Consider the following 22,934-nt stretch of genomic DNA (forward strand, 5'->3'; position numbering starts at 1 on the left):
TACCTTTTTTGTGTCTCTTCGCCCCCCGTGCGCGGCCCGCGCGGCACGCCCCCCCCCCCCGCCACCCTCTTGTCCGCTTACGTTCGTCCCGCTGTGAGCCGCCGGGACCAACGGCGGCCGACCAGAAGGAAGATCGGGGGTGCACGCGTGCGCACGGGACTGCTGACAGAAGGCGGCTATCCGTATGCGGGCGGTGACGCCGGCCTCTGGTGCGACCGGCTGGTGCGCGGGCTCGGGCAGCACGAGTTCGACCTCTACGCGCTCAGCCGCAGCAGGCACCAGGAGGAACAGGGCCTGCTCCCGCTCCCGCCCCAGGTGACCCGGGTCCGTACGGCATCGCTGTGGACGGCCGAGGGCGACGGCGGGGCGGTCGGGTACGGACGGCGCGCGCGCCGGCGCTTCACCGAGCACTACGGCGAACTGGCCGCCGCGGTGTGCGCGGTGGCGGACGGCGGCGGAGGCGGTACGGCCGCCGACCACAGCGCCTCCGGCGCCGTGGCGGACCGTTTCGCCAACGCCCTGTACGGGCTCGCCGAACTCGCCCGCGAGGAGGGCGGACTCGGCGCGGCGCTCCGCTCCGACCTCGGCGTCCGCACCCTGGAGCGCGCCTGCCGCGCGCCCGGTGCGCCGCGCACGGCGCGCGAGGCGCGCGTGGCCGATCTGCTCACCGTCACCGGTCACCTCGAACGCGCCCTGCGCCCCCTCTCCCTCGACTGGTACGGCGAGGACGCGCTCGGCGCGGCCGACCTCTGCCATGCCACGTCCGGCGGCCCCGCCGCCCTCCCCGGGCTGCTCGCCCGGCACTTCTGCGGGGTGCCGCTGCTGGTCACCGAGTACGGCGTCCATCTGCGCGCCCACTACCTGGGCCAAGGGCCCGGGGCGGCGCCCGCGGTACGGGCCCTGCTCGCCGCGTTCCACGGGCGGCTCGCCACCGAGATCTACCGGCGCGCCGAGATCCTCACCCCGGGCAACGCGCACGCCCGCCGCTGGCAGGAGCGGTGCGGGGCGGACCGGGCCAGGATCCGCACCGTGTACCCGGGCATGGCGGCCGACGGCTTCACCGAGGCCGGCGAGTCACCGGACCGCGCGGACCCGGACACCCTGGTCTGGGTCGGGCGCGTCGAACCCGCCAAGGATCTCGTCGCCCTGCTGCACGCCTTCGCGGAGGTGCGCAGGCGGGAGCCCGGGGCCCGGCTGCGCATCGTCGGTTCGCCGTGCGGACCCGAGGGCACGGCGTACCTCGGGCACTGCCGGGCGCTCGCGGCCCAGCTCTTCCCGGACGAGGCGGCGGGGGCGCACGCGGTCGGCTGCAACCCGGTCTCCTTCGACGAGATCGGCAGCCCGGACGCCCCCACACTGCCCGAGGTGTACGCCTCCGGTGCCGTCGTCGTGCTCTCCAGCGTGGTGGAGGGATTCCCGACCGGGCTCATCGAGGCCATGCTCTGCGGCCGGGCGACCGTGTCGACGGACGCGGGCGCGGTGGTCGAGGTGATCGGCGGTACGGGACTGGTCGTGCCCCCGCGCAATCCGCGGGCGCTCGCCGATGCGTGCCTGGCGCTGCTGCGCGACCCCGAGCGCCGTGCGCGGCTCGGTGCGGCCGCGCGTGCCCGGGCGCTGGAGCTGTTCACCGTCGAGCAGAACATCGCGGCGTTTCACGGCATTTACCTGGAGATCGTCTCGCACTGCCCGGTCCGCCGCGACCTCCTCGACGCGTCCGGCGCCCCGCTGCCCTTCGCCGCCCCCGCCGAGTCCCACGTCCCCGCCCACTGGCCCGCCACCCCCACCTGGGCCCTCCCGACCACGGAGCCCGCCCGATGAGCGACACACCGAGAATGCCGAGTGGCGGGGTGCCGTGGGATTCGGGGCCGGGGGAGTGGACCTCGACCGGAGCGGCTTCGGGAACGGGGGAGTGGACCTCGACCGGAGGAGCGGCTTCGGGACCGGGGGAGCGGCCGGAGACGCCGACCGGGGCGGGCGCTGGGGGCGAGGCGAGTCGGCCGCACAACCCGGTGGCCTTCGGGTCCGTGCGCGGTGCCGCGGCGCCACCCGCGCATTCGCCTGCCGGTGGGCCGCGCTCGGGCGAGGCCTCCGCGAGCTGGCCGGACGTCTCGATCGCCTCTCGTTCAGTGCCCGCGCCCGCCGGTTCCGGGGTGGTCCTCTCCAAGTCGCGTGCGGGTGAGCCTCGTACACGTGCCGGTGAGCCTCGTACATTCGTGGCCCCCGTCAACGAGGCGCCCGCGCCCGCGAGCCGGCCACCGGCCCCCATGCCCGTCCCCGACCGCAAGGCCGCCCCCCGCCGCCCCTCCGGTGACCCCGTCAAGGCGTTGCTCCACCGGCACCGTGACCTGTGCGAGCAGGCCGTCGACGCCCTGGAGATCGCGGCCGGGCTGGAGGCGCAGGGGATCACCGACCGGACGGCGGCGCGGTTTCGGCACCGGGACGTCTTCTCGCTGGCGGAGGAGTTGTACGCGCGCGTGCCGCGGACCGGAGAGCCCCGGACGGAGCCGAAACCTGCCCTGCCCGCGCCCCGGATCAGGGCGGCGTGGGCGCTGACGAGCCTGCTGCCCGGGGTCGCCGCGGCGGCCACCGCGGCCGGGACGCGGATCACCCAGGGGCAGCCGCGGCTGCTCGTCGCCACGGCCGGGATCGTCGTCATGGCCCTCGCGACCCGCGCGGCGCTGCGCAGCGGCCCCCTGGCCGTGCGCACCGGACCCCGTCGGCCCCGCCCCTGGCAGGGATCCCTCCTCGCATGGACCCTCTGGCTGCTCGGATACGCGCTGTTCGGCGACGGCCTGCTGCACGACGTGCTCACCGGCGGCCCCGACACCCTGCCCGACGGCGCACCCGGCGGCGAATGGCCCACCGCCACCGCGCCCGTGCTCGCCCTCACCCTGGCCCTCGCGCCGGCGGCCTGGTGTGCGCACCTCCTCGCCGTGGGCGCCCGGCGCCGACTGGCCGGCAGCCGGGGCCTCGAAGACTTCACGGCCGCCGCGCGCCCCCTGCTGCTCGGCATCGTCGCCCTGTTCCTCGGCGCGCTCGCCGCGCTCCTCCTGGCGTGCGGAAAGGTCCTCGGCGAACCCGCGGCCCTCCCGCAGGCGCTCACCCTCGGCGCCCTGCTCCTGCTCGCCCGCCTGCTCATCGCGCACCGGCACCGGCGCGCCCCCGCCCTGGTCCTCGGCGCCGCCGCGGTCACCGAGGCGGTGGCCCTCGCGCTGCCTCTCGCCGGGCGGCTGCCCCACTGCCATCTGCTCGCGCGGCCCGTCCGGACCCTCACGGACGCCCTGGGCGAGCCCGCCGTACCGGCCCTCGCCTGCGGCACCGCCGCCCTGGCCCTGCTGCTGCACGCCGGTCGCACCCTCACCCGTGCCTCCGCCCACGCACCCACCGGAGCACCCGAGTGAGCGCCGGCTCGCGCCGCCCCCTGAACGAACAGCACCACCCCGTTGAAGGAGACCTCCAGATGTCCACCTCCCACCAGGGAGCCCCCGAACCCCTCGCCCAGGGAGCCGTCCGATGAGGGTCCTGCTGATCGGCGCCAATGGTTACCTCGGCCGGTTCGTCGCCGAGCGGCTGCTCGCCGACCCCGCCGTACAGCTCACCGCGCTCGGGCGGGGCGACGACGCGGACGTCCGGTTCGATCTCGCCACCGGCAGCCCCGGCGCGCTCACCCGGTTCCTGGGAGCGGTGCACCCCGGGGTCGTCATCAACTGCGCCGGCGCCACCCGCGGCGGCGCCCGGGAGCTGACCCGGCACAACACCGTCGCGGTGGCCACCGTGTGCGAGGCGCTGCGGCGCAGCGGCTGCGGTGCGCGGCTGGTGCAGATCGGCTGCGGCGCGGAGTACGGGCCCAGCCAGCCCGGCTCGTCCACGGCCGAGGACGCCGTACCGCGCCCCGGCGGGCCCTACGGCGTCAGCAAGCTCGCCGCCACCGAACTCGTCCTCGGCTCCGGCCTGGACGCCGTGGTGCTGCGCGTCTTCTCGCCCTGCGGACCCGGCACCCCGGCCGGCTCCCCGCTCGGCCGGCTCGCCGAGGCGATGCGCCGCGCGATGCAGTCGGGCGACGGAGAGCTGAAGCTCGCCGGACTCGGTGTGCAGCGCGACTTCGTGGACGTCCGCGATGTCGCCCGCGCCGTGCACGCCGCCTCGCTCTCCGCCGCACAGGGTGTGATCAACATCGGCTCGGGCCGTGCCGTACGGCTGCGGGACGCCGCCGGGACCCTCGCCCGCGTGGCCGGATACGGCGGCGCGCTGCACGAACTCGACGCCCCGCCCGGCGCGTTGCGCGGCGGCCTCGGCCACCCCCGGACCGAGACGGAGCACACGTCCCCGGCCGCGTTCCCCTACCCGGACGGCTGCGGCAGCTGGCAGCAGGCCGATGTGCGCACCGCGCGCGACCGGCTCGGCTGGCGGCCGCGCATCAACCTGGAGGAGTCCCTGGCCGACATCTGGATGGAGGCGGCGTGCCGCATCTGACCAGCACCACCGGCGGCGCCACCGGAGCGTCCGGCATTCTCGGGGGCGGGGCCGGGGTGACCGGCATTCTCGGGAGCCCGTCCGGTGTGACCGGCACTCTCGGGGGCGCGACCGACGCGTCTGGCACTCTTGGCGGCGCCACCGGAGCGTCCGGCACTCTCGGGGGCGCGTCCGGTGTGACCGGCACTCTCGGGGGCGGGGCCGGGGTGACCGGCACTCTCGGGGACGCGACCGGAGCGTCCGGCACCCTCCGGGGTGCGATCGGAGCGTCCGGCACCCCCCGGGGCACCTCCGGAGCGACCGGGAGCGCCGTCGGCACCGCCGTACGCACCGCGCTCGGCGTCCCCGGCTTCGCCCACCCCCTCGTCGCCCCCGCCCAGTGGGCCGCGCTCGCCCGCCCCGGCACCCCGCTGGACTGGGTGGCGCTCGACGTGGCCGGCGGCCCCGGCGCCCGCCCCGACCCGCACTGCCTGGCCGCGGCGGACCCGCTGCACCATGCCGGGGTGCGGGTCCTCGGCCGCCTCGACCTCGCGCGGGGCGTCCGCGCCCGCGCCGACCTGCTCCGCGACGCCCACCGCTACCTCGACTGGTACCGGGTCGACGGCTTCCTCCTCGACCGCTGCCCCCTCGACCGCGGCGAACTCGACGGGGTCCGCCGGGTGCTCGGTGATCTGCGGGCGATCACCGACACCGCCCATCTCGTCCTCGGCCACGGCACCCACCCGCACCCGGGCTACGCGGAGCACGCCGACCAGCTGGTGACCTTCTCCGGCTCCTGGTCCGACTACCGCTGGTCGCAGGTCGCGGAGTGGACGGCCGACCATCCGCCCGAGCGGTTCTGCCACTTCGTGCACGGTGTGCCGCGCGGGCATCTGGAGGAGGCGCTGCGCGTCGCGCGCTGGCAGGGCGCGGCCACGATCTACTTCACGGACCGCACCGCAGGCCGTGCTTCCGGGGACCCCTGGGAGGCGATGCCCGGCTACTGGGACGAAATCGTCTCGCGCCTCGGAACAGGTGTCTCGGAATGAAGAAGGGCGTGGCAGTGTTACCACAAGAACAAACGTAGTGATTGACCGACCAACGGAGTCCCCGTGTCGCTGCCACCCCTGGTCGAGCCGGCTTCCGAGCTCACCGTAGACGAGGTCCGCAGGTACTCCCGCCACCTGATCATCCCCGATGTGGGCATGGACGGGCAGAAGCGGCTGAAGAACGCCAAGGTGCTGTGCGTGGGCGCCGGCGGCTTGGGCTCGCCCGCGCTGATGTACCTGGCCGCGGCGGGCGTCGGCACGCTCGGCATCGTGGAGTTCGACGAGGTCGACGAGTCGAACCTGCAGCGCCAGATCATCCACAGCCAGGCCGACATCGGCCGCTCCAAGGCCGAGTCCGCGCGCGACACCGTCAAGGGCATCAACCCTTATGTGAACGTGGTCCTTCACGAGGAGCGGCTCGAAGCCGAGAACGTGATGGACATCTTCAGCCAGTACGACCTGATCGTGGACGGCACGGACAACTTCGCCACCCGGTACCTGGTCAACGACGCCTGTGTGCTGCTGAACAAGCCGTACATCTGGGGTTCCATCTACCGCTTCGACGGCCAGGCCTCGGTCTTCTGGTCCGAGCACGGCCCCTGCTACCGCTGCCTCTACCCGGAGCCCCCGCCCCCCGGCATGGTCCCCTCCTGCGCCGAGGGCGGCGTGCTCGGCGTGCTGTGCGCGTCGATCGGCTCCATCCAGGTCAACGAGGCCATCAAGCTGCTCGCGGGCATCGGCGACCCGCTGGTCGGCCGGCTGATGATCTACGACGCGCTGGAGATGCAGTACCGCCAGGTCAAGATCCGCAAGGACCCGGACTGCGCGGTCTGCGGCGAGAATCCGACCGTCACCGAGCTGATCGACTACGAGGCCTTCTGCGGCGTCGTCTCCGAGGAGGCCCAGGAGGCGGCGGCCGGTTCGACGATCACTCCCAAGCAGCTCAAGGAGTGGATCGACGACGGCGAGAACATCGAGATCATCGACGTCCGCGAGCCGAACGAGTACGAGATCGTCTCCATCCCGGGCGCCACGCTGATCCCGAAGAACGAGTTCCTCATGGGCACCGCCCTGGAGTCGCTGCCCCAGGACAAGCGGATCGTCTTGCACTGCAAGACGGGTGTCCGCAGTGCGGAAGTCCTCGCGGTCCTGAAGTCCGCGGGCTTCTCCGACGCCGTCCATGTCGGCGGCGGCGTCATCGGCTGGGTCAACCAGATCGAGCCGCACAAGCCGGTCTACTGACCGACGCCCTCCTTCGTCGAGAAGCCCGCGGCCCTGAACCGAGTTGTTCAGGGCCGCGGGCTTCTTCCGTGTCGGCCGGCGTCGGCCGGTTATTCGGCCGCCACGTTCGCCGTCAGCAACCGGAGCAGCTGTTTGGCCGTGGCGTCCTGCTCGGGGGTGAGGCCCATGGCGTCGCCGATGGCCGGGGGGACCGCGCGGGCCCGCTCGCGCAGGGCGGTGCCGGACCCGGTGAGCCGGACGGTGACGGAGCGCTCGTCGTCGGGGCGGCGCTCGCGCCGGACGAGGCCGGCCGCCTCCAGGCGCTTGAGCAGCGGGGAGAGCGTGCTGGACTCCAGCTGGAGCGCGCCGCCCAGTTCGCGCACGGAAAGCCCGTCCCGCTCCCAGAGGGTCAGCATCACCAGGTACTGCGGATAGGTCAGGCCCAGCTCGTCCAGCAGCGGCCGGTAGCGCGCGGTGACCGCGCGCGAGGCGGCGTACAGGGCGAAGCACAGCTGGTCCTGGAGCAGGAGCGAGCCCGGTGCGGGTGCTACCGGCTCGGGATGCGCGGCCCGGTCCATGACTGCGGCCCTCCCTCTCTCGATGCGAGTGCGTGAAAAGTCCGATTTTAGCAGCGATTCAGCGGCCGCGATTAGATCGTGCACAACTTAGTTGCACACAACTAAGTCGAGCGGTACCTTTCTCTCGTACCCGCCGGACGGTCGATCCGACCACCGGCACGACACCGAGGAGTTCCTCATGTCCGAGACGTCCGAGACCGCCGCCCGTCCGGTGCTGGAGCCGGCCGCCGCCGCCTTCGCCGAGGCCACCGCGAACCCGCCGTACCTCTTCGACCTCGGTCCGGTCGAGGGCCGCAAGGCCGTCGACGAGGTGCAGTCCGGGGAGATCGAGAAGCCGGCCGTCGACGAGGAGTGGGTGAATGTGCAGGGCGGCCCCACCGGTTCCGTCCGCGCCCGGATCGTCCGCCCGGCCGGAGCCACCGGCACCCTCCCGGTGATCGTCTACATCCACGGCGCCGGCTGGGTGTTCGGCAACGCCCACACCCATGACCGCCTGGTCCGCGAACTGGCCGTCGGTGTCCGCGCGGCCGTCGTCTTCCCCGAGTACGACCTCTCGCCCGAGGCCCGCTACCCGGTCGCGATCGAGCAGAACTACGCCGTCGCCCAGTGGATCGTCCGCGAGGGCGCGGCCCACGGCCTGGACGCCGCCCGGATCGCGGTCGCCGGTGACTCGGTCGGCGGCAACATGGCGGCCGCGCTCACCCTGATGGCCAAGGAGCGCGGCGACGTCCCGCTGCTCCAGCAAGTGCTGTTCTACCCGGTCACCGACGCGTCCTTCGACACCCCGTCGTACCACCAGTTCGCCGAGGGCTACTTCCTGCGCCGCGACGCCATGCGATGGTTCTGGGACCAGTACACGACCGACGAGAAGCAGCGTGCCGAGATCACCGCGTCGCCGCTGCGCGCCACCACCGAGCAGCTCACCGGACTGCCCCCGGCGCTGGTCATCACCGGTGAGGCCGATGTGCTGCGGGACGAGGGCGAGGCCTACGCCGCCGGGCTCCGGGCCGCCGGGGTGCCGGTGACCGCCGTGCGCTACCAGGGCATCATCCACGACTTCGTGATGCTCGACGCGCTGCGCGAAACCCATGCCGCCGGGGCCGCCATCGCCCAGGCCGTCGCCGTGCTGCGCACCGCGCTCGGCACGGTGTGACCCGGCGGGGCCGGGTCCGGCGTCCGGCCCGGACGGGTTCCCCCGTCCGGGCCGGTTCGCTCACGCGGCTCAGCCGCAGACCGAACCCGCCTTCGGGATCGTCCCGTTGAGCAGGTACGCGTTCACCTTGCTCTGCACACAGGGGTCCTTGCTGTCGTACGCGCCGTGCCCCTGGCCCTTGAAGGTCAGCTGGACGCCGACGTTCGTGCCGAGCGCCTCCGCCATCCGCCGCGCGCCCTCGTAGGGGGTGGCCGGGTCGCCCGTGTTGCCGACGACCAGGATCGGCGCCGAACCGGGGGCGCTGACATCGGGGTGATAGGCGGCGCCCGGCACGGCCCAGTCGGTGCAGCCGATCATGCCCCAGGCGAGGAAGTCCCCGAACAGCGGCGAGGCGGCACGGAACTCGGGGAGCACGCGCTGGACGTCGGCGACGGTGTAACGGGGCTTCTCGTCGGCGCAGTTGATGGCCACGTTCGCCGAGGTGATGTTGCTGTAGTGGCCGTTCTCGTCCCGGCCGTTCATCGCGTCGGACAGCACCATCAGCACCTTGCCGTCACCGTCGTACGCCTGCTCAAGGCCCTCGGTGAGGTACTCCCAGAAGTCCTTGGAGTACAGGGACTGGGCGATGCCGTTGGTCGCCGCGGTCTGGGTGAGCAGGCGCGGGGCGATCCCCGGGATCGGCTTCTTGTCCAGGTCGGCCAGGAGTTTCGCGATGCGGTTCTCGACGTCCTGCCGGGTGTCCCCGAGCGGACAGCCCTCCGGCTTGGAGACGCAGTCCTCGGCGAAGTTGCCGAGCGCCAGCTGGAAGCCCTTCGCCTGGCCGAGCGCGCTCTGCTCGGGGTTCTGCGTGGGGTCCACCACCCCGTCGAACACGGCCCGTCCGACATGGGTGGGGAACAAGTGGGCGTATACACCGCCGAGTTGGGTGCCGTACGAGATGCCGAAGTAGTGCAGCTTGGAGTCGCCGAGCACCCGCCGCATCAGATCGATGTCACGGGCCGCGTCGGTGGTGCGCACATGCGGCAGCACCTCCCCGGACCTGTTCTCGCAGCCGGTGTTGAAGTTCCGGGTGCGCTGGACGAGTTGGGTGCGCTCGGTGGCGTTGTCCGGGGTCGCGTCCTGCTGGAAGAACGTGTCCAGCTGGGCGTCGGTCTTGCAGGTCACCGGCGCGCTGCGGCCCACCCCGCGTGGATCGAAGCTGACCAGGTCGTAGCGGGTGCGCAGGGTCGCGTAGTCCTGGGCGAACGCGGGCAGCGCGGTGACGCCGCTGCCGCCGGGGCCGCCGAAGTTGAAGATGAGCGAGCCGATCCGCTCGCTCGCGGGCCCGCTGGCCTTGGCCCGGATCAGGGAGATGCCGATGGTGGATCCCCCCGGCCTGCTCCAGTCCAGGGGCGCCCGCATGGTGGCGCACTCCCAGGTGGCGCCGTTCGGCAGCGGGGACGGTGCGGTTCCGCCGCCCTCCGCCTCGTCCGGGGCCGGGCAGGCCGTCCAGTCCAGCGTCTGCGTCGTCAGGGACGCGAGGGACGCGGTGGCGCCGGTGCTGACATCGTCGTCGCCGCAACCGGCCAGCAGGGCGGCCAGCAGCACGGCGGCCGTCGTCAGGGCGGTGGTACGCGGCCAGGGGAGAGCGGCGGCTCGCAGCCGGGAGGGAGAGGCCATGTCCCCATCCTGCGGGCCCGCACGCCGGGCCGCGCGGGGCACGGTCCGTACGAGGTACGACATTCACGGGGTCGCCCCCGCAAGCCCCCGGTAAGCCCCCGCAAGCCCCCGGTGAGGCTCCGGCGAGGTCCCCGCGGCGATCCCCCGGAGGGTCGGCCGGGGGACCTACGGGGTTCCCCGAAGGGTCGGCCGGGAACTTACAGGGCCCCCGAAGGGCCGGCCAGTGACCTACAGGGCTCCCCGAAGGGCCGGCCGCGGACCTACAGGGCTCCCTTACGGGACAGGTGATTGAACGCCAGCCACCCCGGCAGCACCGGCAGCCACAGCGTCATCAGCCGGAACAGCAGGACGGCGGGGGCCGCGACCTCCTTGGGCAGGCCGAAGGCGATCAGACCGAGGGTGAGGCTCGCCTCGATCGCGCCGACGCCACCGGGGGTCGGCGCGGCCGAGCCGAGCGCGTTGCCGGCCAGGAAGACGACCGCGACGCTGGCGATGCTCAGCGTGGTCATGCCGTGGCCGAAGGCGCGCACGGCGGCGTCGAGGCACATCACGTTGCACGCGGTCAGCAGCAGCATGCCGCCGATGCCGGTGACCAGCTTCTGCGGCCGCTGGAGCACATCGAGCATGCGCGGCACGACCCCGGCGAACAGCGACCTGACCCGGGTGACCACGAACTTCCGCAGGAACGGCACCGAGGTCACCACCAGCACCAGCACCGCGACGGTCAGCAGACCCGCGATCACGGTCCGGGACGGCGACAGCGACGGCGTCTTCTCGGTGCCGGTCAGATAGCCGAAGGACAGCAGCATCAGGATGTGGCAGCCGAGCCCGAACAGCTGCGAGGCGCCGACGCTCGCCACCGCGAGCCCTGGGCGCACGCCCGCGCGCTGGAGGAAGCGCGTGTTCAGCGCCACCCCGCCGACCGCCGCGGGCGCCACGATCTTCACGAAGGAACCGGCGACCTGCGCCGCCACCGTCCGCGGGAACGGCACCCGCTCCGGCACGAAGCCCAGCAGCGACATCGCGGCCGCCACATAGCTGAGCGCCGAGAACAGCGCCGCCGCGATCACCCAGCCCCACTGGGCCTGCGAGAACAGCGTGCCGAACTGGATATGGGTGAGCTGCGTCAGCAGGAAGTACGCGCCGATCGCGCCGGCGATGAAGCTGATCAGCGTGCGCGGCCGCACCCGCTCCAGGCGGGCGGGCTGCACCGGGGCCTGCGGCCTGATCCGCAGCACCTGGTGCCGGATCTGGGTGAGCAGATCCTCCTCGCGGGCTTCCTCTATGGCCTCGTCGATCGCCCGCCGCTCGGCCCGCTGCTCCGCTCGTACGACCTTCTTGTTCGGCTTGTCGGACTTGTCGAGTTCGTTGAGCTTGTCGAGCTGCTCATCGGCGTCGGCGCCCTCGGCGAGGGTCGTCCCGTTCGCCTCCGCGGCCTCCCGCAGCCGGGCCAGCTTGGCCTGGTGGGACGCCTCCAGGACCGCCTCCCGCTCCCGCTGGGCACGTTCGCGGCCCAGTCGGCGCAGGGTGTTGCGGGTGGAACGGGTGAGCGCGATCGGCTGGAGCATCGGCAGGCAGTCGGCCACCGCGTCGGGCCCGAGCACCTCGACCGCCGAGGCCACCGCGCGCTCCGCGCCGACCCGCAGGCCCAGCGTGGTCAGCAGCTGGGCGACGTCCATGCGCAGCAGCAGCTCACCGGCCGCGATCTCGCCGCCGCGCAGCTCGGCCAGGATCACCTCGCCGGACCGGCCCACCAGGATCGCGTCCCCGGCCAGCCTGCGGTGCGCGATGCGCCGCGACTGGAGCGCGCGCACCTGTGACCAGGTGCTGCGCAGCAGATCGTCGGTGATCTCCTCGTCCGCCAGCGCGTCCAGGGTGCGCCCGCCGGTGTGCTCGTAGACCAGCATCACCGCGTCCGGGCCCAGCTCGGAGGTGGCGATCAGCTTCGGCGCGTTGGCGCCCGCCGCGATCGCCGCGTAGGCCAGCAGCGCCTCCTGCTCCAGCGCCTGGCGCAGCGACTGGAGGCTGGAGCGGGTGGCGAAGCCGCGCAGGGTGAGGTTGCGCCACGCCCGGTAGAAGAAGCCCTGGGCCTGCTGTTCCCGGTCCACGACCGTGACGTCCAGCGGCGGGCCGTCCTCCAGGGTGACGAAGTAGCGCCGGCCCCGGTCGCCGTTCTCGCTCTCCACGACCTCCTCGCGGGCCGCGCCGACCGGGCGGAAGCCGACGTGCCGCAGGCCCGCCAGCAGGGTCTGGCCGGTGGGGCGGACATTGGGCGAGCCGACCGCGTACAGCGTGCCGTAGGCCACCGACCAGCCGATCAGTACCGTCAGGACGATGGAGAAGGCGGTCGTGTAGCCGGTGACCAGCATGGAGAACGCGTCGAGCAGCAGCACGATCCACAGCACCGAGCGCCAGCGGGGTCTGCGGGACATGCCGACGGCCGTCATATAGGCGATGACGGGCGCCAGATAGCCGTGCACGGGGTCGGTCAGGGCGTGTACGTCGACCGGCGAGGGCTGGGTCAGCGCGTCCTGGATCGAGCCCGGCGCGGCCCGCGCGACCCACAGGTCGGTGGCGAGCGTCACGCCGTGCGCGAGGACGGCGGCCAGGACGCCGTCGGCGATGCGCAGCCCGTCCCGTTTGATCAGCCGTTCGATCGCGAAGGCGACCGGGACCAGCAGGATCGCGATGCTGGACGCCAGCCCCGCGAATCTGATCAGCAGATCGGGGGCCTGGCCGGTGCCCTTGTTGATGTCCTGTTCGAGGCCCGAGGTGGTGCCGTGCGCGAACGCGGCGACGGCCAGCAGCACCACGATGGCGAGCAGGCCGACCAGGAGCCGCATCAGATCGGAGGGCCGGTGCACCCGGGCCGGGAGCAGCGGCTCGTCGCCCTCCACCGGATCCGGGTGATCCGAGTCCGGGTGGTCCGGATCCGGGTGGTCCGAGTTCGGGTGGTCTGGATCCGGGTGGTCCGGGTCCGGGTGGCCGGCGCCGGGATCCGTGTGCGGATCGCCGTCGTCCGCGTCGCCTGTGGAGCCGCTCCGGTCGGTCGGCGGGTTCTGCGGGATGTGCGCCCCCTCGGTGCGTTCCGCCTCGGTGCGTTCCGTGTCCGCGGGGTGCGGATCCCGGTGGGCGTCCTGGCCGCCCTCGCCCGTACGGCCGGTCTTCGGGCGTGCGCCGGCGTCAGGGGTGCCCGACCCGCCCTCGGGGTGCACTCCCTGCTGTTTCATGATCTCTTCTTGGTCTCGTATCACCGGTCACCGCCCGCACGATGGTGGCATGTCCCACCGACACACGCGGGCGCCAGGGTGCGGATGTGCGGTCGCACAGTCTGCCGGAAGCGCCGCCCCGGGGCGAGAGGAACGTTCGCTCCACCGGGCTCCACGATGTCGGCGGGGTGCGGCAGGATGGGGCGGATGAGCGAGCAGAGCCCCGGCGCGGAGCCCCGCGAGACGCACCCGGACGACCTGCCCGAGTACGCCGAGCGGGTCCTCGAGGTCGCCGAGCTGATCCCGCCGGGACGGGTCATGACGTACGGCGATGTCGCCGAGTGGCTGGAGGAGGGCGGCCCGCGCCAGGTCGGCCGGGTGATGTCCCTGTACGGCGGCGCCGTGCCGTGGTGGCGCGTCGTACGCTCCGACGGGGTGCTGCTGCCCGGCCACGAACTGCGCGCGCTCGGGCACTACCGCGCCGAGGGCACACCGCTGCGCGAGGCGGGCAGGAGTGCCGAGGGTCACCTGCCGCGGCTCGACATGCGGCGGGCCCGGTGGGACGGCGGTGCGGACGCGGGTCACACCTGACAGCTTCCGCCATCGGAGGCGGTCGGCGGCAACCTGTACTCCGCACGGGTGACACCCGGGACGTCCGTGGCATGCCGTACGTTCGAGAGTCGGCGGTATCGCGCCGGCGGCCCGTGCGCACCTCACCCGGAGCTCACCGCCCCGCGCGCGCGACCGCCCGCTCGCCCGCACGACCAGCAGTACGACCACCAGGACCGGCCAACCACGTGAGCTCCTCTTTCTCCACCGGACACCCGCCGCACCCCGAGGCGCGGCGGGGGAGCCGTGGCGCTTACCGCCTGGTCCGCACCCCGCCGTCCCGGACGGCTCCTCCTGTTCTGGACGCCGCCCAGCGCGCCGTGGTTGACCACCGCACCGGGCCCCTGCTCGTGCTCGCGGGGCCCGGCACCGGAAAGACGACCACCCTGGTCGAGTCGGTGGCCGCGCGGATCGCCCGGGGCGCCGACCCCGAGCGCATCCTGGTGCTCACGTTCAGCCGCCGGGCCGCCGTCGACCTGCGCGACCGGATGGCCCTGCGCATCGGCGCGGCCCGCGCGCCCCGGGCGACCACCTTCCACTCGTACAGCTACGCCCTGGTCCGCGCCCACCAGGACAGCGGGCTGTTCGTCGAGCCGCTGCGGCTGCTCTCCGGCCCCGAGCAGGACGTCACCGTCCGCGAGCTGCTGGCCGGGCAGCCCGAGCTGGAGCGGCTGGGGCTGACCCATGTGCGCTGGCCGGACGAGCTGCGCGCCTGTCTGACCACGCGCGGCTTCGCCGACGAGGTCCGCGCCGTCCTCGCCCGCAGCCGTGAGCTGGGGCTCGCGCCGGGCGCCCTGGACGCGTTCGCCCGCCGTATCGGCCGCCCCGACTGGCGCGCGGCCGCCGCGTTCCTCGCCGAGTACCTCGACGTGCTCGACCTCCAGGGCGTGCTCGACTACGCCGAGCTGGTGCACCGCGCGGTCCTGCTCGCCCGCCGCCCCGAGATCGCCGCGGACCTCGCCGCGCGGTACGACGCGGTGTACGTGGACGAGTACCAGGACACCGACCCCGCCCAGGTACGACTCCTGCACGCGCTGGCCGGCGGCGGCCGCACCCTGGTCGCGCTCGGCGACCCCGACCAGTCGATCTACACGTTCCGGGGCGCCGACGTGAACGGCATCCTCGGCTTCCCGGAGGCCTTCCCCCGCACCGACGGCGGACCGGCGCCCGTCCAGGTGCTGCGCACCAACCGCCGCTCCGGCGCGCGCCTGCTGGCCGCGACCCGGCTGATCACCCAGCGGATGCCGCTGCCCCGGCTGCCCGCCGACAAGGTGCGCGCCCACCGGGAGCCGGCCGCGGCCCGGGGCGGCGGCCGGGCCGAGGTCTACACGTATCCGACCCCGGGCACCGAGCTGGACAACATCGCGGACATCCTGCGCCGCGCCCACCTGGAGGACGGCCTGCCCTGGCGCGAGATGGCCGTCCTGGTCCGCGCCGGCGCCCGCTCCCTGCCGACCCTGCGCCGCGCCCTGACCGCGGCGGGCGTCCCCCTGGACATCGACGGCGACGACCTCCCCCTGCGCCACGAGCCCGCGGTGGCCCCCCTGCTGACGGCACTGCGCGCGGTGGCGAGGGCGGAGGCGCTGGGGAGGGGTGAGCCAGAGGAAGCGGCTCAGGTCGGCGAGGAGCGAGAGCCGGAGGACGGGGAGCCGGGGGGGCGAGAGCCGGAGGGCCGGGAGCTGGAGGAGCGAGAGCCGGAGGACGGGGAGTCGGAGGGCCGGGAGTCGGAGGGCCGGGAACCGGAGGGCCGGGAACCGGAGGAGCGAGAGCTGGAGGAGCGAGAGCTGGGGGACCGGGAGCCCAGGGAGCGGGTCCCGGAGGGCCGGGACCTGGAAGAGCCCGCGCCTGGCTCTCCGGAACTCGCGGAGCCGCTCGCGCCGGATTCTGCCGACCCCGCAGCGCGGCCCGCGCCGGATTCCGCCGACCCCGCAGCGCCGCCCCGCTGGCTCGACACCGAGACCGCGCTCACCCTGCTCGGCTCGCCGCTCGCCGGTATGGACGCGGCCGATCTGCGGCGGCTGGGGCGGGCGTTGCGGGAGGAGGAGCGGGCCGGCGGGAACATGGTGCCGCCGCCCTCCGACGAGCTGCTCACGCGGGCGCTCGCCGAGCCGGAGCGGCTGGCGGTGCACGACCCGGCGTACGCCCGCGGCGCCCAGCGACTCGGCGCGCTCCTGCGCACGGCCCGCGAGCGCCTCGCGAACGGCGGCACCGCCGAGGAGGCGCTGTGGGACCTGTGGAACGGCACGCCCTGGCCCGGCCGTCTGGCGCGGGCCGCCCGGCGCGGCGGCGCGGCGGGCCGTAACGCCGACCGGGACCTGGACGCCGTCTGCGCCCTGTTCGCCACCGCCGCCCGCGCCGAGGAGCGCACCGGCGGCCGCGGCGCACTGAACTTCCTGGCCGAGATCGAGGCCGAGGACATCGCCGCCGACACACTGACCCGCCGCGCGGTACGGCCCGACGCCGTCCGCCTGATGACCGCGCACCGCGCCAAGGGCCTGGAATGGCGCCTGGTCGTCGTCGCCGGTGTCCAGGAGGGCCTGTGGCCGGACCTCAGACGCCGCGGCTCGCTCCTGGAGGCCGACCGCATCGGCCGCGACGGACTCGCCGAACCGCTCACCCCGGGCGCGCTGCTCGCCGAGGAACGCCGGCTCTTCTACGCCGCCGCCACCCGCGCGCGCGACCGCCTGGTCGTCACCGCCGTGAAGGCACCCGCCGAGGACGGCGACCAGCCCTCCCGGTTCCTGACCGAGCTGGGCGTCGAGCCGAAGGACGTCACCGGCCGCCCCCGCCGCCCGCTGGCCGTCGCCGCGCTGGTGGCCGAGCTGCGCGCCACCACCGTCGACCCGGACGCCTCTCCCGCCCTGCGCGAGGCCGCCGCCCGCCGTCTGGCCCGGCTCGCCGCGCTCACCGACGAGGACGACCGGCCCCTCGTACCGGCCGCCCATCCGTCCCGCTGGTGGGGCATGTTCGAGCCGACCGAGAGCAAGGTGCCGCTGCGCCACCGCGACCAGCCCGTCGTGCTGTCCGGCAGCGCCCTCGACCAGCTCGCCAACACCTGCGCCCTCCAGTGGTTCCTGGGCCGCGAGGTGAAGGCCGACGCGCCCGCCACCACCGCCCAGGGCTTCGGCAATGTCGTCCATGTCCTCGCCGACGAGGTCGCCTCCGGGCGCACCCCGGCCGACCTGGACGTCCTCATGGAGCGCCTGGACTCGGTGTGGAACGCGCTCGCCTTCGACGCGCCCTGGAAGTCACGCCAGGAGAAGGACAACGCCCGCGCCGCACTCGAACGCTTTCTCAACTGGCACGTGATGAACCGCTCCACCCGCACCTCCGTCGCCAGCGAGCAAGACTTCGACGTCACCCTGGAGGCGGGCGACTACCAGGTCCGTATCCGCGGCCAGATGGACCGGGTCGAGACGGACGCCGAGGGCCGCGCCTACGTGGTCGACTTCAAGACCGGCAAACAGGCGCCCACCGCGCGCGAGGTGGAGCGCCACCCCCAGCTCGCCGTCTACCAGCTCGCCGTGCGCGAGGGCGCCGTCGACACCGCCTTCGACGGGGAGCACCCCGAGCCCGGCGGCGCCGAACTGGTGCATCTGAGGCAGGGCGCCGCCAAGCGCGACGGCGGCGAGACCCTGCCCAAGGTGCAGACCCAGGAGCCGCTCACCGGGGAGTGGGTCGGCGAACTGCTGGCCACCGCCGCCGGAAAGGTCCTGGACGAGCGGTTCGGCCCGAGCGCCGGCCAGCACTGCGCCCACTGCGCCTTCCGCGCCTCCTGCAGCGCACGCCCCGAGGGGCGGCACGTGGTGGAGTGACGTACCGCACCCCCCGCACCGCACCCCCGCCCCTGACCTGCGCCTGCTTCCGCCCCCGGGATCGGCGCGCACGGGATTGTCAGTGGCTGCCGCTACCTTTTTGGACATGCCCGCCCATCTCACCGATCCCGAGCAGCTCAAGGAGCTCCTCGGCATCCCCTTCACCCCGGAGCAGACGGCCTGCATCACCGCGCCGCCCGCCCCGCAGGTGATCGTGGCCGGCGCCGGTTCGGGCAAGACGACGGTGATGGCGGCCCGCGTGGTCTGGCTGGCCGGCACCGGCCAGGTCGCCCCCGAGCAGGTCCTCGGGCTGACCTTCACCAACAAGGCCGCGGGCGAACTGGCCGAGCGCGTCCGCAAGGCCCTCGTCAAGGCCGGCGTCACCGACCCCGACACGATCGACCCGGACAACCCCCCGGGCGAGCCGGTCATCTCCACGTACCACTCCTTCGCCGGCCGCCTCCTCACCGACCACGGCCTGCGCATCGGCCTGGAGCCCGCCTCCCGCCTCCTCGCCGACGCCACCCGCTACCAGCTCGCCGCCCGCGTGCTGCGCGAGGCCCCCGGCCCCTACCCGGCGCTCACCCGCTCCTTCGCCGACCTCGTCAGCGACCTGCTCGCCCTGGACTCCGAACTCTCCGAACACCTGGTGCGCCCCGGCGAACTGCGCGCCTGGGACGCCGGGTTGCTGACCACCCTCCAGGACGCCAAGCTCAGCAACGCCGAGCTGCGCAAGGTCCCCGAGACCGCCACCGCCCGCCGCGAACTCGCCGAACTGGTCCAGCGCTACCGGAGCGCCAAACGCGAACGCGATCTGCTCGACTTCGGCGACCAGATCGCCCTGTCCGCCCGACTCGCGACCCTGCCCGAGGTGGGCCGCCTGCTTCGCGAGGAGTTCCGGGTGGTCCTCCTGGACGAGTATCAGGACACCTCCGTCGCCCAACGCGTCCTGCTCGCGGGCCTGTTCGGATCCGGCACCGGCCACCCGGTGACCGCCGTGGGCGACCCCTGCCAGGCCATCTACGGCTGGCGCGGCGCCTCCGTCGCCAACCTGGACGACTTCCCCGACCACTTCCGCCACGCCGACGGCAGCCCCGCCACCCGCCAGGCGCTCAGCGAGAACCGCCGCAGCGGCGGCCGCCTCCTCGACCTCGCCAACGGACTCGCCGCCCCCCTGCGCGCCCTGCACGCGGGCGTCGAGGCCCTGCGCCCGGCCCCCGGCGCCGAGCGCGACGGCCTGGTCCGCTGCGCCCTGCTGCCCACCCACGCCGAGGAGCTGGACTGGCTCGCCGACTCCGTCGCCCACCTCGTGCGCACCGGCACCGCACCCGGCGAGATCGCCGTCCTGTGCCGTACGGCCGCCGACTTCGCCGCGATCCAGGGCGCACTGGTCGCCCGGGAGGTCCCCGTCGAGGTGGTCGGCCTGTCCGGGCTGCTGCACCTGCCCGAGGTCGCCGACCTGGTAGCCGTCTGCGAGGTCCTCCAGGACCCCGGGGCCAACGCGAGCCTGGTACGGCTGCTGACCGGCCCCCGCTGGCGCATCGGCCCCCGCGACCTCGCCCTCCTCGGCCGCCGTGCCCGCCTGCTGGTCGCCCACGCGGGCGCCGGTGACACCGGTGACCCGGACCGCCGGCTCGCCGCCGCCGTGGAGGGCACCGACCCGGCCGAGGTGATATCGCTCGCCGACGCCCTGGACACCTTCCTGGACACCCACGGCGGCGACGAGGACGGGCTGCCGTTCTCCCCGGACGCCCGGGTGCGCTTCGCCCGTCTCGCCACCGAACTGCGCGATCTGCGCCGCGCGCTGTCCGATCCGCTGATGGACGTCCTGCACCGCGTCCTCGCCGTCACCGGCCTGGAGGTGGAGCTGTCGGCGTCCCCGGGCGCCCTGGCCGCCCGCCGCCGCGAGACCCTCGCCAACTTCCTCGATGTCGCCGCCGCCTTCGCCGCGGGCGACGGCGAGGCCACCCTGCTCGCCTTCCTGGGCTTCCTGCGCACCGCCGTCCAGTACGAGAAGGGCCTCGACAACGCCCTGCCCGGCGGCGAGAACACCGTCAAGGTGCTCACCGCGCACAAGTCCAAGGGCCTGGAGTGGGACGTCGTGGCCGTGCCCGGACTGGTCACCGGCACCTTTCCCAGCGCCCAGGGCCGCGACAAGTGGACCGCGGGGGCCAAGGTGCTGCCGCACGCCCTGCGCGGCGACGCCGCCACCCTGCCCGACGTGGACGGCTGGGACGCGCGTGGCATGAAGGCGTTCAACGAGGCCATGAAGGAGCACCAGCACACCGAGGAACTCCGCCTCGGCTATGTCACCTTCACCCGCCCCCGCTCCCTCCTGCTCGGCTCCGGCCACTGGTGGGGCCCCAGCCAGAAGAAGAAGCGCGGCCCCTCCGACTTCCTCCAGGAGCTGTACGCGCACTGCGCCGCCGGGCACGGCGAGATCGAGGTCTGGGCCGAGGAGCCCGCCGACGACGAGGAGAATCCGGCCCTGCGGGAGTCCGGCACCGACCTCGCCTGGCCGCTGCCCCTGGACGCCGACGCCCTCACCCGCCGCCGCGCCGCCGCCGAGACGGTCCTCGCCCACCTCGACACCCTGCCCGCCATCGGCCCGGCCCCCACCGACCCGGCCACCCCCGAGGACCCGGACTGGCCGACACCGCCGGAGGAACCGCAGTACGACGAGCCGTACGACGAGCCGCCCTACGACGGGCCGTACGAGGAACCGCCGTACGACGAGGCCGACGACGGGCCGCCGTACGAAGGCCCGTACGACGCCGGGCCGCACCATGAGCCCTACGGCGACGATCCGCACGCCGGCGCCCCCGCCATCCCCCACCAGGCGCCCGCCCCCGCCGAGCCGGGTCGCCGCCCCGAGCTCACCCCCGAGGAGTCGCGCCTGATGGCCTCCTGGGACCGCGATCTGGACGCGCTCGCCGGGGAACTGCTGCTGGCCCGCCGGGCCGTCACGGACGTACCCCTGCCCGCGACGCTCACCGCCACCCAGCTGCTGCGGCTGGCCGAGGACCCGGACGGGCTCGCGCAGGAACTCGCGCGCCCCATGCCACGCCCCCCGCAGCGGGCCGCGCGCCGGGGCACCCGCTTCCACGCCTGGGTGGAGTCGCGCTACGAGGAGCTGGCGCTGCCCCTGCTGGAGCCCGACGAGCTGCCCGGTGCCGACGCCGAGATCGCCGACGAAGAGGACCTGGCGGCCCTCAAGGAGGCTTTCGAGCGCACCGTGTACGCCCGGCGCACGCCGTACCGCGTGGAGGAGCCGGTCCAGGTCGTCCTCGCCGGGCGGGTCGTACGCGGCCGGATCGACGCCGTCTACCGGGAGGGCGAGGGCGCGTCGGCGACGTACGAGATCGTGGACTGGAAGACCGGCCGGGAGCACACCGCCGATCCGCTCCAGCTCGCCGTGTACCGGCTGGCCTGGGCCGAACAGCAGGGCGTCCCACTCGACGCGGTCACCGCCACGTTCCTGTACGTGCGCACCGGGGAGGCCGTACGCCCCCGTGACCTGCCCGGCCGGGCCGCGCTGGAACGGCTGCTCACGGGCGGGACCGGGGCAGCCGACGGCGGGGGCGACGTGATCCAGCGCGCCCCCCGAGTGTGACGAACCGCCCGCCGAGGATGTGCTCGGGGGCCGATAGGCTCGTGAGCATGAGCCAGACCCCGGACAGCGCCGTCCGCACGTACATCGAGCAGCACCGCGCCACCTTCCTCGACGACCTCACCGCGTGGCTGCGCATCCCCTCCGTGTCGGCCCAGCCCGACCACGCGCCCGACGTGCGGCGCAGCGCCGACTGGCTCGCCGCGAAGCTGACGGAGACCGGCTTTACGACCGTGGAGGTCTGGCCCACCGCGGGCGCCCCGGCCGTCTTCGCCGAGTGGCCCTCCGGCGACCCGGACGCGCCGACCGTGCTGGTCTACGGCCACCATGACGTGCAGCCCGCCGCCCGCGAGGACGGCTGGAACAGCGAGCCCTTCGAGCCCGTCGTCCGCGGAAACCGTCTGTACGCGCGCGGCGCCGCCGACGACAAGGGCCAGGTCTTCTTCCACACCCTGGGCGTCCGCGCCCACCTCGCCGCCACCGGCCGCACCGCCCCCGCGGTCAACCTCAAGCTGCTGATCGAGGGCGAGGAGGAGTCCGGCTCCCCGCACTTCCGGGCCCTGGTGGAGGAGCGGGCCGAACGCCTCGCGGCCGACGCCGTGATCGTCTCCGACACCGGCATGTGGGCCGAGGACACCCCGACGGTGTGCACCGGCATGCGCGGCCTCGCCGAGTGCGAGATCCGGCTGTACGGCCCCGACCAGGACATCCACTCCGGCTCCTTCGGCGGCGCCGTGCCCAACCCGGCCACCGCCGTCGCCCGCCTGGTCGCCGCCCTGCACGACGAACGGGGGCAGGTGGCCGTCCCCGGCTTCTACGACGGTGTCGTGGAGCTGACCGACCGCGAGCGCGAGCTCTTCGCCGAGCTGCCCTTCGACGAGGAGCGCTGGCTGCGCACCGCCAAGTCCCGCGCGACCCTGGGCGAGGCCGGGCACACCACCCTGGAGCGCATCTGGGCCCGCCCGACCGCCGAGGTCAACGGCATCGGCGGCGGCTACCAGGGCCCCGGCAGCAAGACGATCATCCCGTCCGCCGCCCTGGTGAAACTGTCCTTCCGGCTGGTCGCCGGGCAGGACCCCGACCAGGTCGAGAAGGCGGTCCGCGCCTGGGCCGCCGACCAGGTGCCCGCCGGGATCCGCTGCGAGATCGACTTCGGCTCGGCCACCCGCCCCTGCCTGACCCCGCTCGACCACCCGGCGCTCCAGGCCGTGGCCCGCGCCATGGGCCGCGCCTTCGAGGTCCCGGTCCGCTTCACCCGCGAGGGCGGCTCCGGACCCGCCGCCGACCTCCAGGAGGTCCTCGGCGCCCCCGTCCTCTTCCTCGGGATCTCCGTCCCCTCCGACGGCTGGCACGCCCCCGACGAGAAGGTGGAACTGGATCTCCTCCTCAAGGGTGTCGAGACCAGCGCCTACCTGTGGGCCGACCTGGCCGAGAACTGGCGGCCCACGCCCTGACCAGCGGCACCGTGGGGAAGGGCGCCATGGGCGAGAGGCACACTGGAGACACCGCCCGCCCGCGCCCGACCCGGTGCGTCCCGTATGCCCTGCCGTACGTCCGCCCGAACCGATCGCCGAACCGA

General features: G+C 74.2%; 13 protein-coding genes. 10 read left to right on the forward strand and 3 right to left on the reverse strand.

The features are described from left to right. The first annotated feature begins 147 nt into the window (after positions 1 to 147). The 5 genes from AB0N90_RS04445 (at position 148) to moeZ (ending at position 6,743) form a co-directional block, all read left to right on the forward strand. Positions 148 to 1,818, forward strand: a complete 1,671-nt coding sequence (locus AB0N90_RS04445) for a DUF3492 domain-containing protein (protein WP_365192950.1) — start codon at positions 148 to 150, stop codon at positions 1,816 to 1,818. Between the two features lie 446 nt (positions 1,819 to 2,264). Further along, on the forward strand, positions 2,265 to 3,401 hold the full coding sequence (locus tag AB0N90_RS04450) for a hypothetical protein (protein ID WP_365193577.1): 1,137 nt from the start codon (positions 2,265 to 2,267) through the stop codon (positions 3,399 to 3,401). A gap of 112 nt (positions 3,402 to 3,513) precedes the next feature. Further along, positions 3,514 to 4,473, forward strand: coding sequence for an NAD-dependent epimerase/dehydratase family protein (locus AB0N90_RS04455; protein WP_361674867.1), 960 nt, complete (start codon positions 3,514 to 3,516; stop codon positions 4,471 to 4,473). 260 nt (positions 4,474 to 4,733) lie between these two features. Continuing rightward, positions 4,734 to 5,501, forward strand: coding sequence for a spherulation-specific family 4 protein (locus AB0N90_RS04460; RefSeq protein ID WP_365193579.1), 768 nt, complete (start codon positions 4,734 to 4,736; stop codon positions 5,499 to 5,501). 63 nt (positions 5,502 to 5,564) lie between these two features. Continuing rightward, complete coding sequence (moeZ, locus tag AB0N90_RS04465) at positions 5,565 to 6,743, forward strand: adenylyltransferase/sulfurtransferase MoeZ (RefSeq protein ID WP_365192951.1); 1,179 nt, start codon at positions 5,565 to 5,567, stop codon at positions 6,741 to 6,743. Between the two features lie 89 nt (positions 6,744 to 6,832). Here moeZ and AB0N90_RS04470 read toward each other — a convergent pair whose 3' ends face one another. Further along, positions 6,833 to 7,300, reverse strand: coding sequence for a MarR family transcriptional regulator (locus tag AB0N90_RS04470; RefSeq protein ID WP_365192953.1), 468 nt, complete (start codon positions 7,298 to 7,300; stop codon positions 6,833 to 6,835). 178 nt (positions 7,301 to 7,478) lie between these two features. On the opposite strand from AB0N90_RS04470, the gene AB0N90_RS04475 reads away from it, so the two are divergent. Then, on the forward strand, positions 7,479 to 8,453 hold the full coding sequence (locus AB0N90_RS04475; RefSeq protein WP_365192955.1) for an alpha/beta hydrolase: 975 nt from the start codon (positions 7,479 to 7,481) through the stop codon (positions 8,451 to 8,453). A 69-nt stretch (positions 8,454 to 8,522) separates the two neighbouring features. Here AB0N90_RS04475 and AB0N90_RS04480 read toward each other — a convergent pair whose 3' ends face one another. Both AB0N90_RS04480 and AB0N90_RS04485 read right to left on the reverse strand, forming a co-directional pair. Further along, positions 8,523 to 10,112 carry an alpha/beta hydrolase gene (locus tag AB0N90_RS04480; RefSeq protein ID WP_365192957.1) on the reverse strand — a complete coding sequence of 530 codons (1,590 nt, stop codon included), beginning with the start codon at positions 10,110 to 10,112 and terminating at the stop codon, positions 8,523 to 8,525. A 260-nt stretch (positions 10,113 to 10,372) separates the two neighbouring features. Then, positions 10,373 to 13,342, reverse strand: a complete 2,970-nt coding sequence (locus AB0N90_RS04485; protein WP_365192959.1) for a lysylphosphatidylglycerol synthase domain-containing protein — start codon at positions 13,340 to 13,342, stop codon at positions 10,373 to 10,375. Between the two features lie 186 nt (positions 13,343 to 13,528). Here AB0N90_RS04485 and AB0N90_RS04490 point away from each other — a divergent pair, with 186 nt between their 5' ends. The 4 genes from AB0N90_RS04490 (at position 13,529) to AB0N90_RS04505 (ending at position 22,809) form a co-directional block, all read left to right on the forward strand. Beyond that, complete coding sequence (locus AB0N90_RS04490; RefSeq protein WP_361674853.1) at positions 13,529 to 13,912, forward strand: MGMT family protein; 384 nt, start codon at positions 13,529 to 13,531, stop codon at positions 13,910 to 13,912. A gap of 206 nt (positions 13,913 to 14,118) precedes the next feature. Next, on the forward strand, positions 14,119 to 17,745 hold the full coding sequence (locus AB0N90_RS04495) for a UvrD-helicase domain-containing protein (protein ID WP_365192961.1): 3,627 nt from the start codon (positions 14,119 to 14,121) through the stop codon (positions 17,743 to 17,745). 106 nt (positions 17,746 to 17,851) lie between these two features. Next, the gene (locus AB0N90_RS04500) at positions 17,852 to 21,358 is read left to right on the forward strand and encodes a UvrD-helicase domain-containing protein (RefSeq protein WP_365192963.1); all 3,507 of its coding nucleotides are present in this window, start codon (positions 17,852 to 17,854) and stop codon (positions 21,356 to 21,358) included. A gap of 47 nt (positions 21,359 to 21,405) precedes the next feature. Continuing rightward, the gene (locus AB0N90_RS04505) at positions 21,406 to 22,809 is read left to right on the forward strand and encodes a dipeptidase (RefSeq protein ID WP_365192965.1); all 1,404 of its coding nucleotides are present in this window, start codon (positions 21,406 to 21,408) and stop codon (positions 22,807 to 22,809) included. Positions 22,810 to 22,934 lie beyond the last annotated feature (125 nt).

Source organism: Streptomyces sp. NPDC093018, from assembly GCF_040684035.1.
Lineage (GTDB): Bacteria > Actinomycetota > Actinomycetes > Streptomycetales > Streptomycetaceae > Streptomyces > Streptomyces murinus.

Bases quoted from the DNA above. Each gene is read 5' to 3' on its own strand.
- AB0N90_RS04500 (WP_365192963.1), top strand. From the start codon at position 17,852: ATGCCCGCCCATCTCACCGATCCCGAGCAGCTCAAGGAGCTCCTCGGC.
- AB0N90_RS04450 (WP_365193577.1), top strand. From the start codon at position 2,265: ATGCCCGTCCCCGACCGCAAGGCCGCCCCCCGCCGCCCCTCCGGTGAC.
- AB0N90_RS04480 (WP_365192957.1), bottom strand. From the start codon at position 10,112: ATGGCCTCTCCCTCCCGGCTGCGAGCCGCCGCTCTCCCCTGGCCGCGT.
- AB0N90_RS04485 (WP_365192959.1), bottom strand. From the start codon at position 13,342: ATGAAACAGCAGGGAGTGCACCCCGAGGGCGGGTCGGGCACCCCTGAC.
- AB0N90_RS04490 (WP_361674853.1), top strand. From the start codon at position 13,529: ATGAGCGAGCAGAGCCCCGGCGCGGAGCCCCGCGAGACGCACCCGGAC.
- AB0N90_RS04455 (WP_361674867.1), top strand. From the start codon at position 3,514: ATGAGGGTCCTGCTGATCGGCGCCAATGGTTACCTCGGCCGGTTCGTC.
- AB0N90_RS04505 (WP_365192965.1), top strand. From the start codon at position 21,406: ATGAGCCAGACCCCGGACAGCGCCGTCCGCACGTACATCGAGCAGCAC.
- AB0N90_RS04475 (WP_365192955.1), top strand. From the start codon at position 7,479: ATGTCCGAGACGTCCGAGACCGCCGCCCGTCCGGTGCTGGAGCCGGCC.
- AB0N90_RS04470 (WP_365192953.1), bottom strand. From the start codon at position 7,300: ATGGACCGGGCCGCGCATCCCGAGCCGGTAGCACCCGCACCGGGCTCG.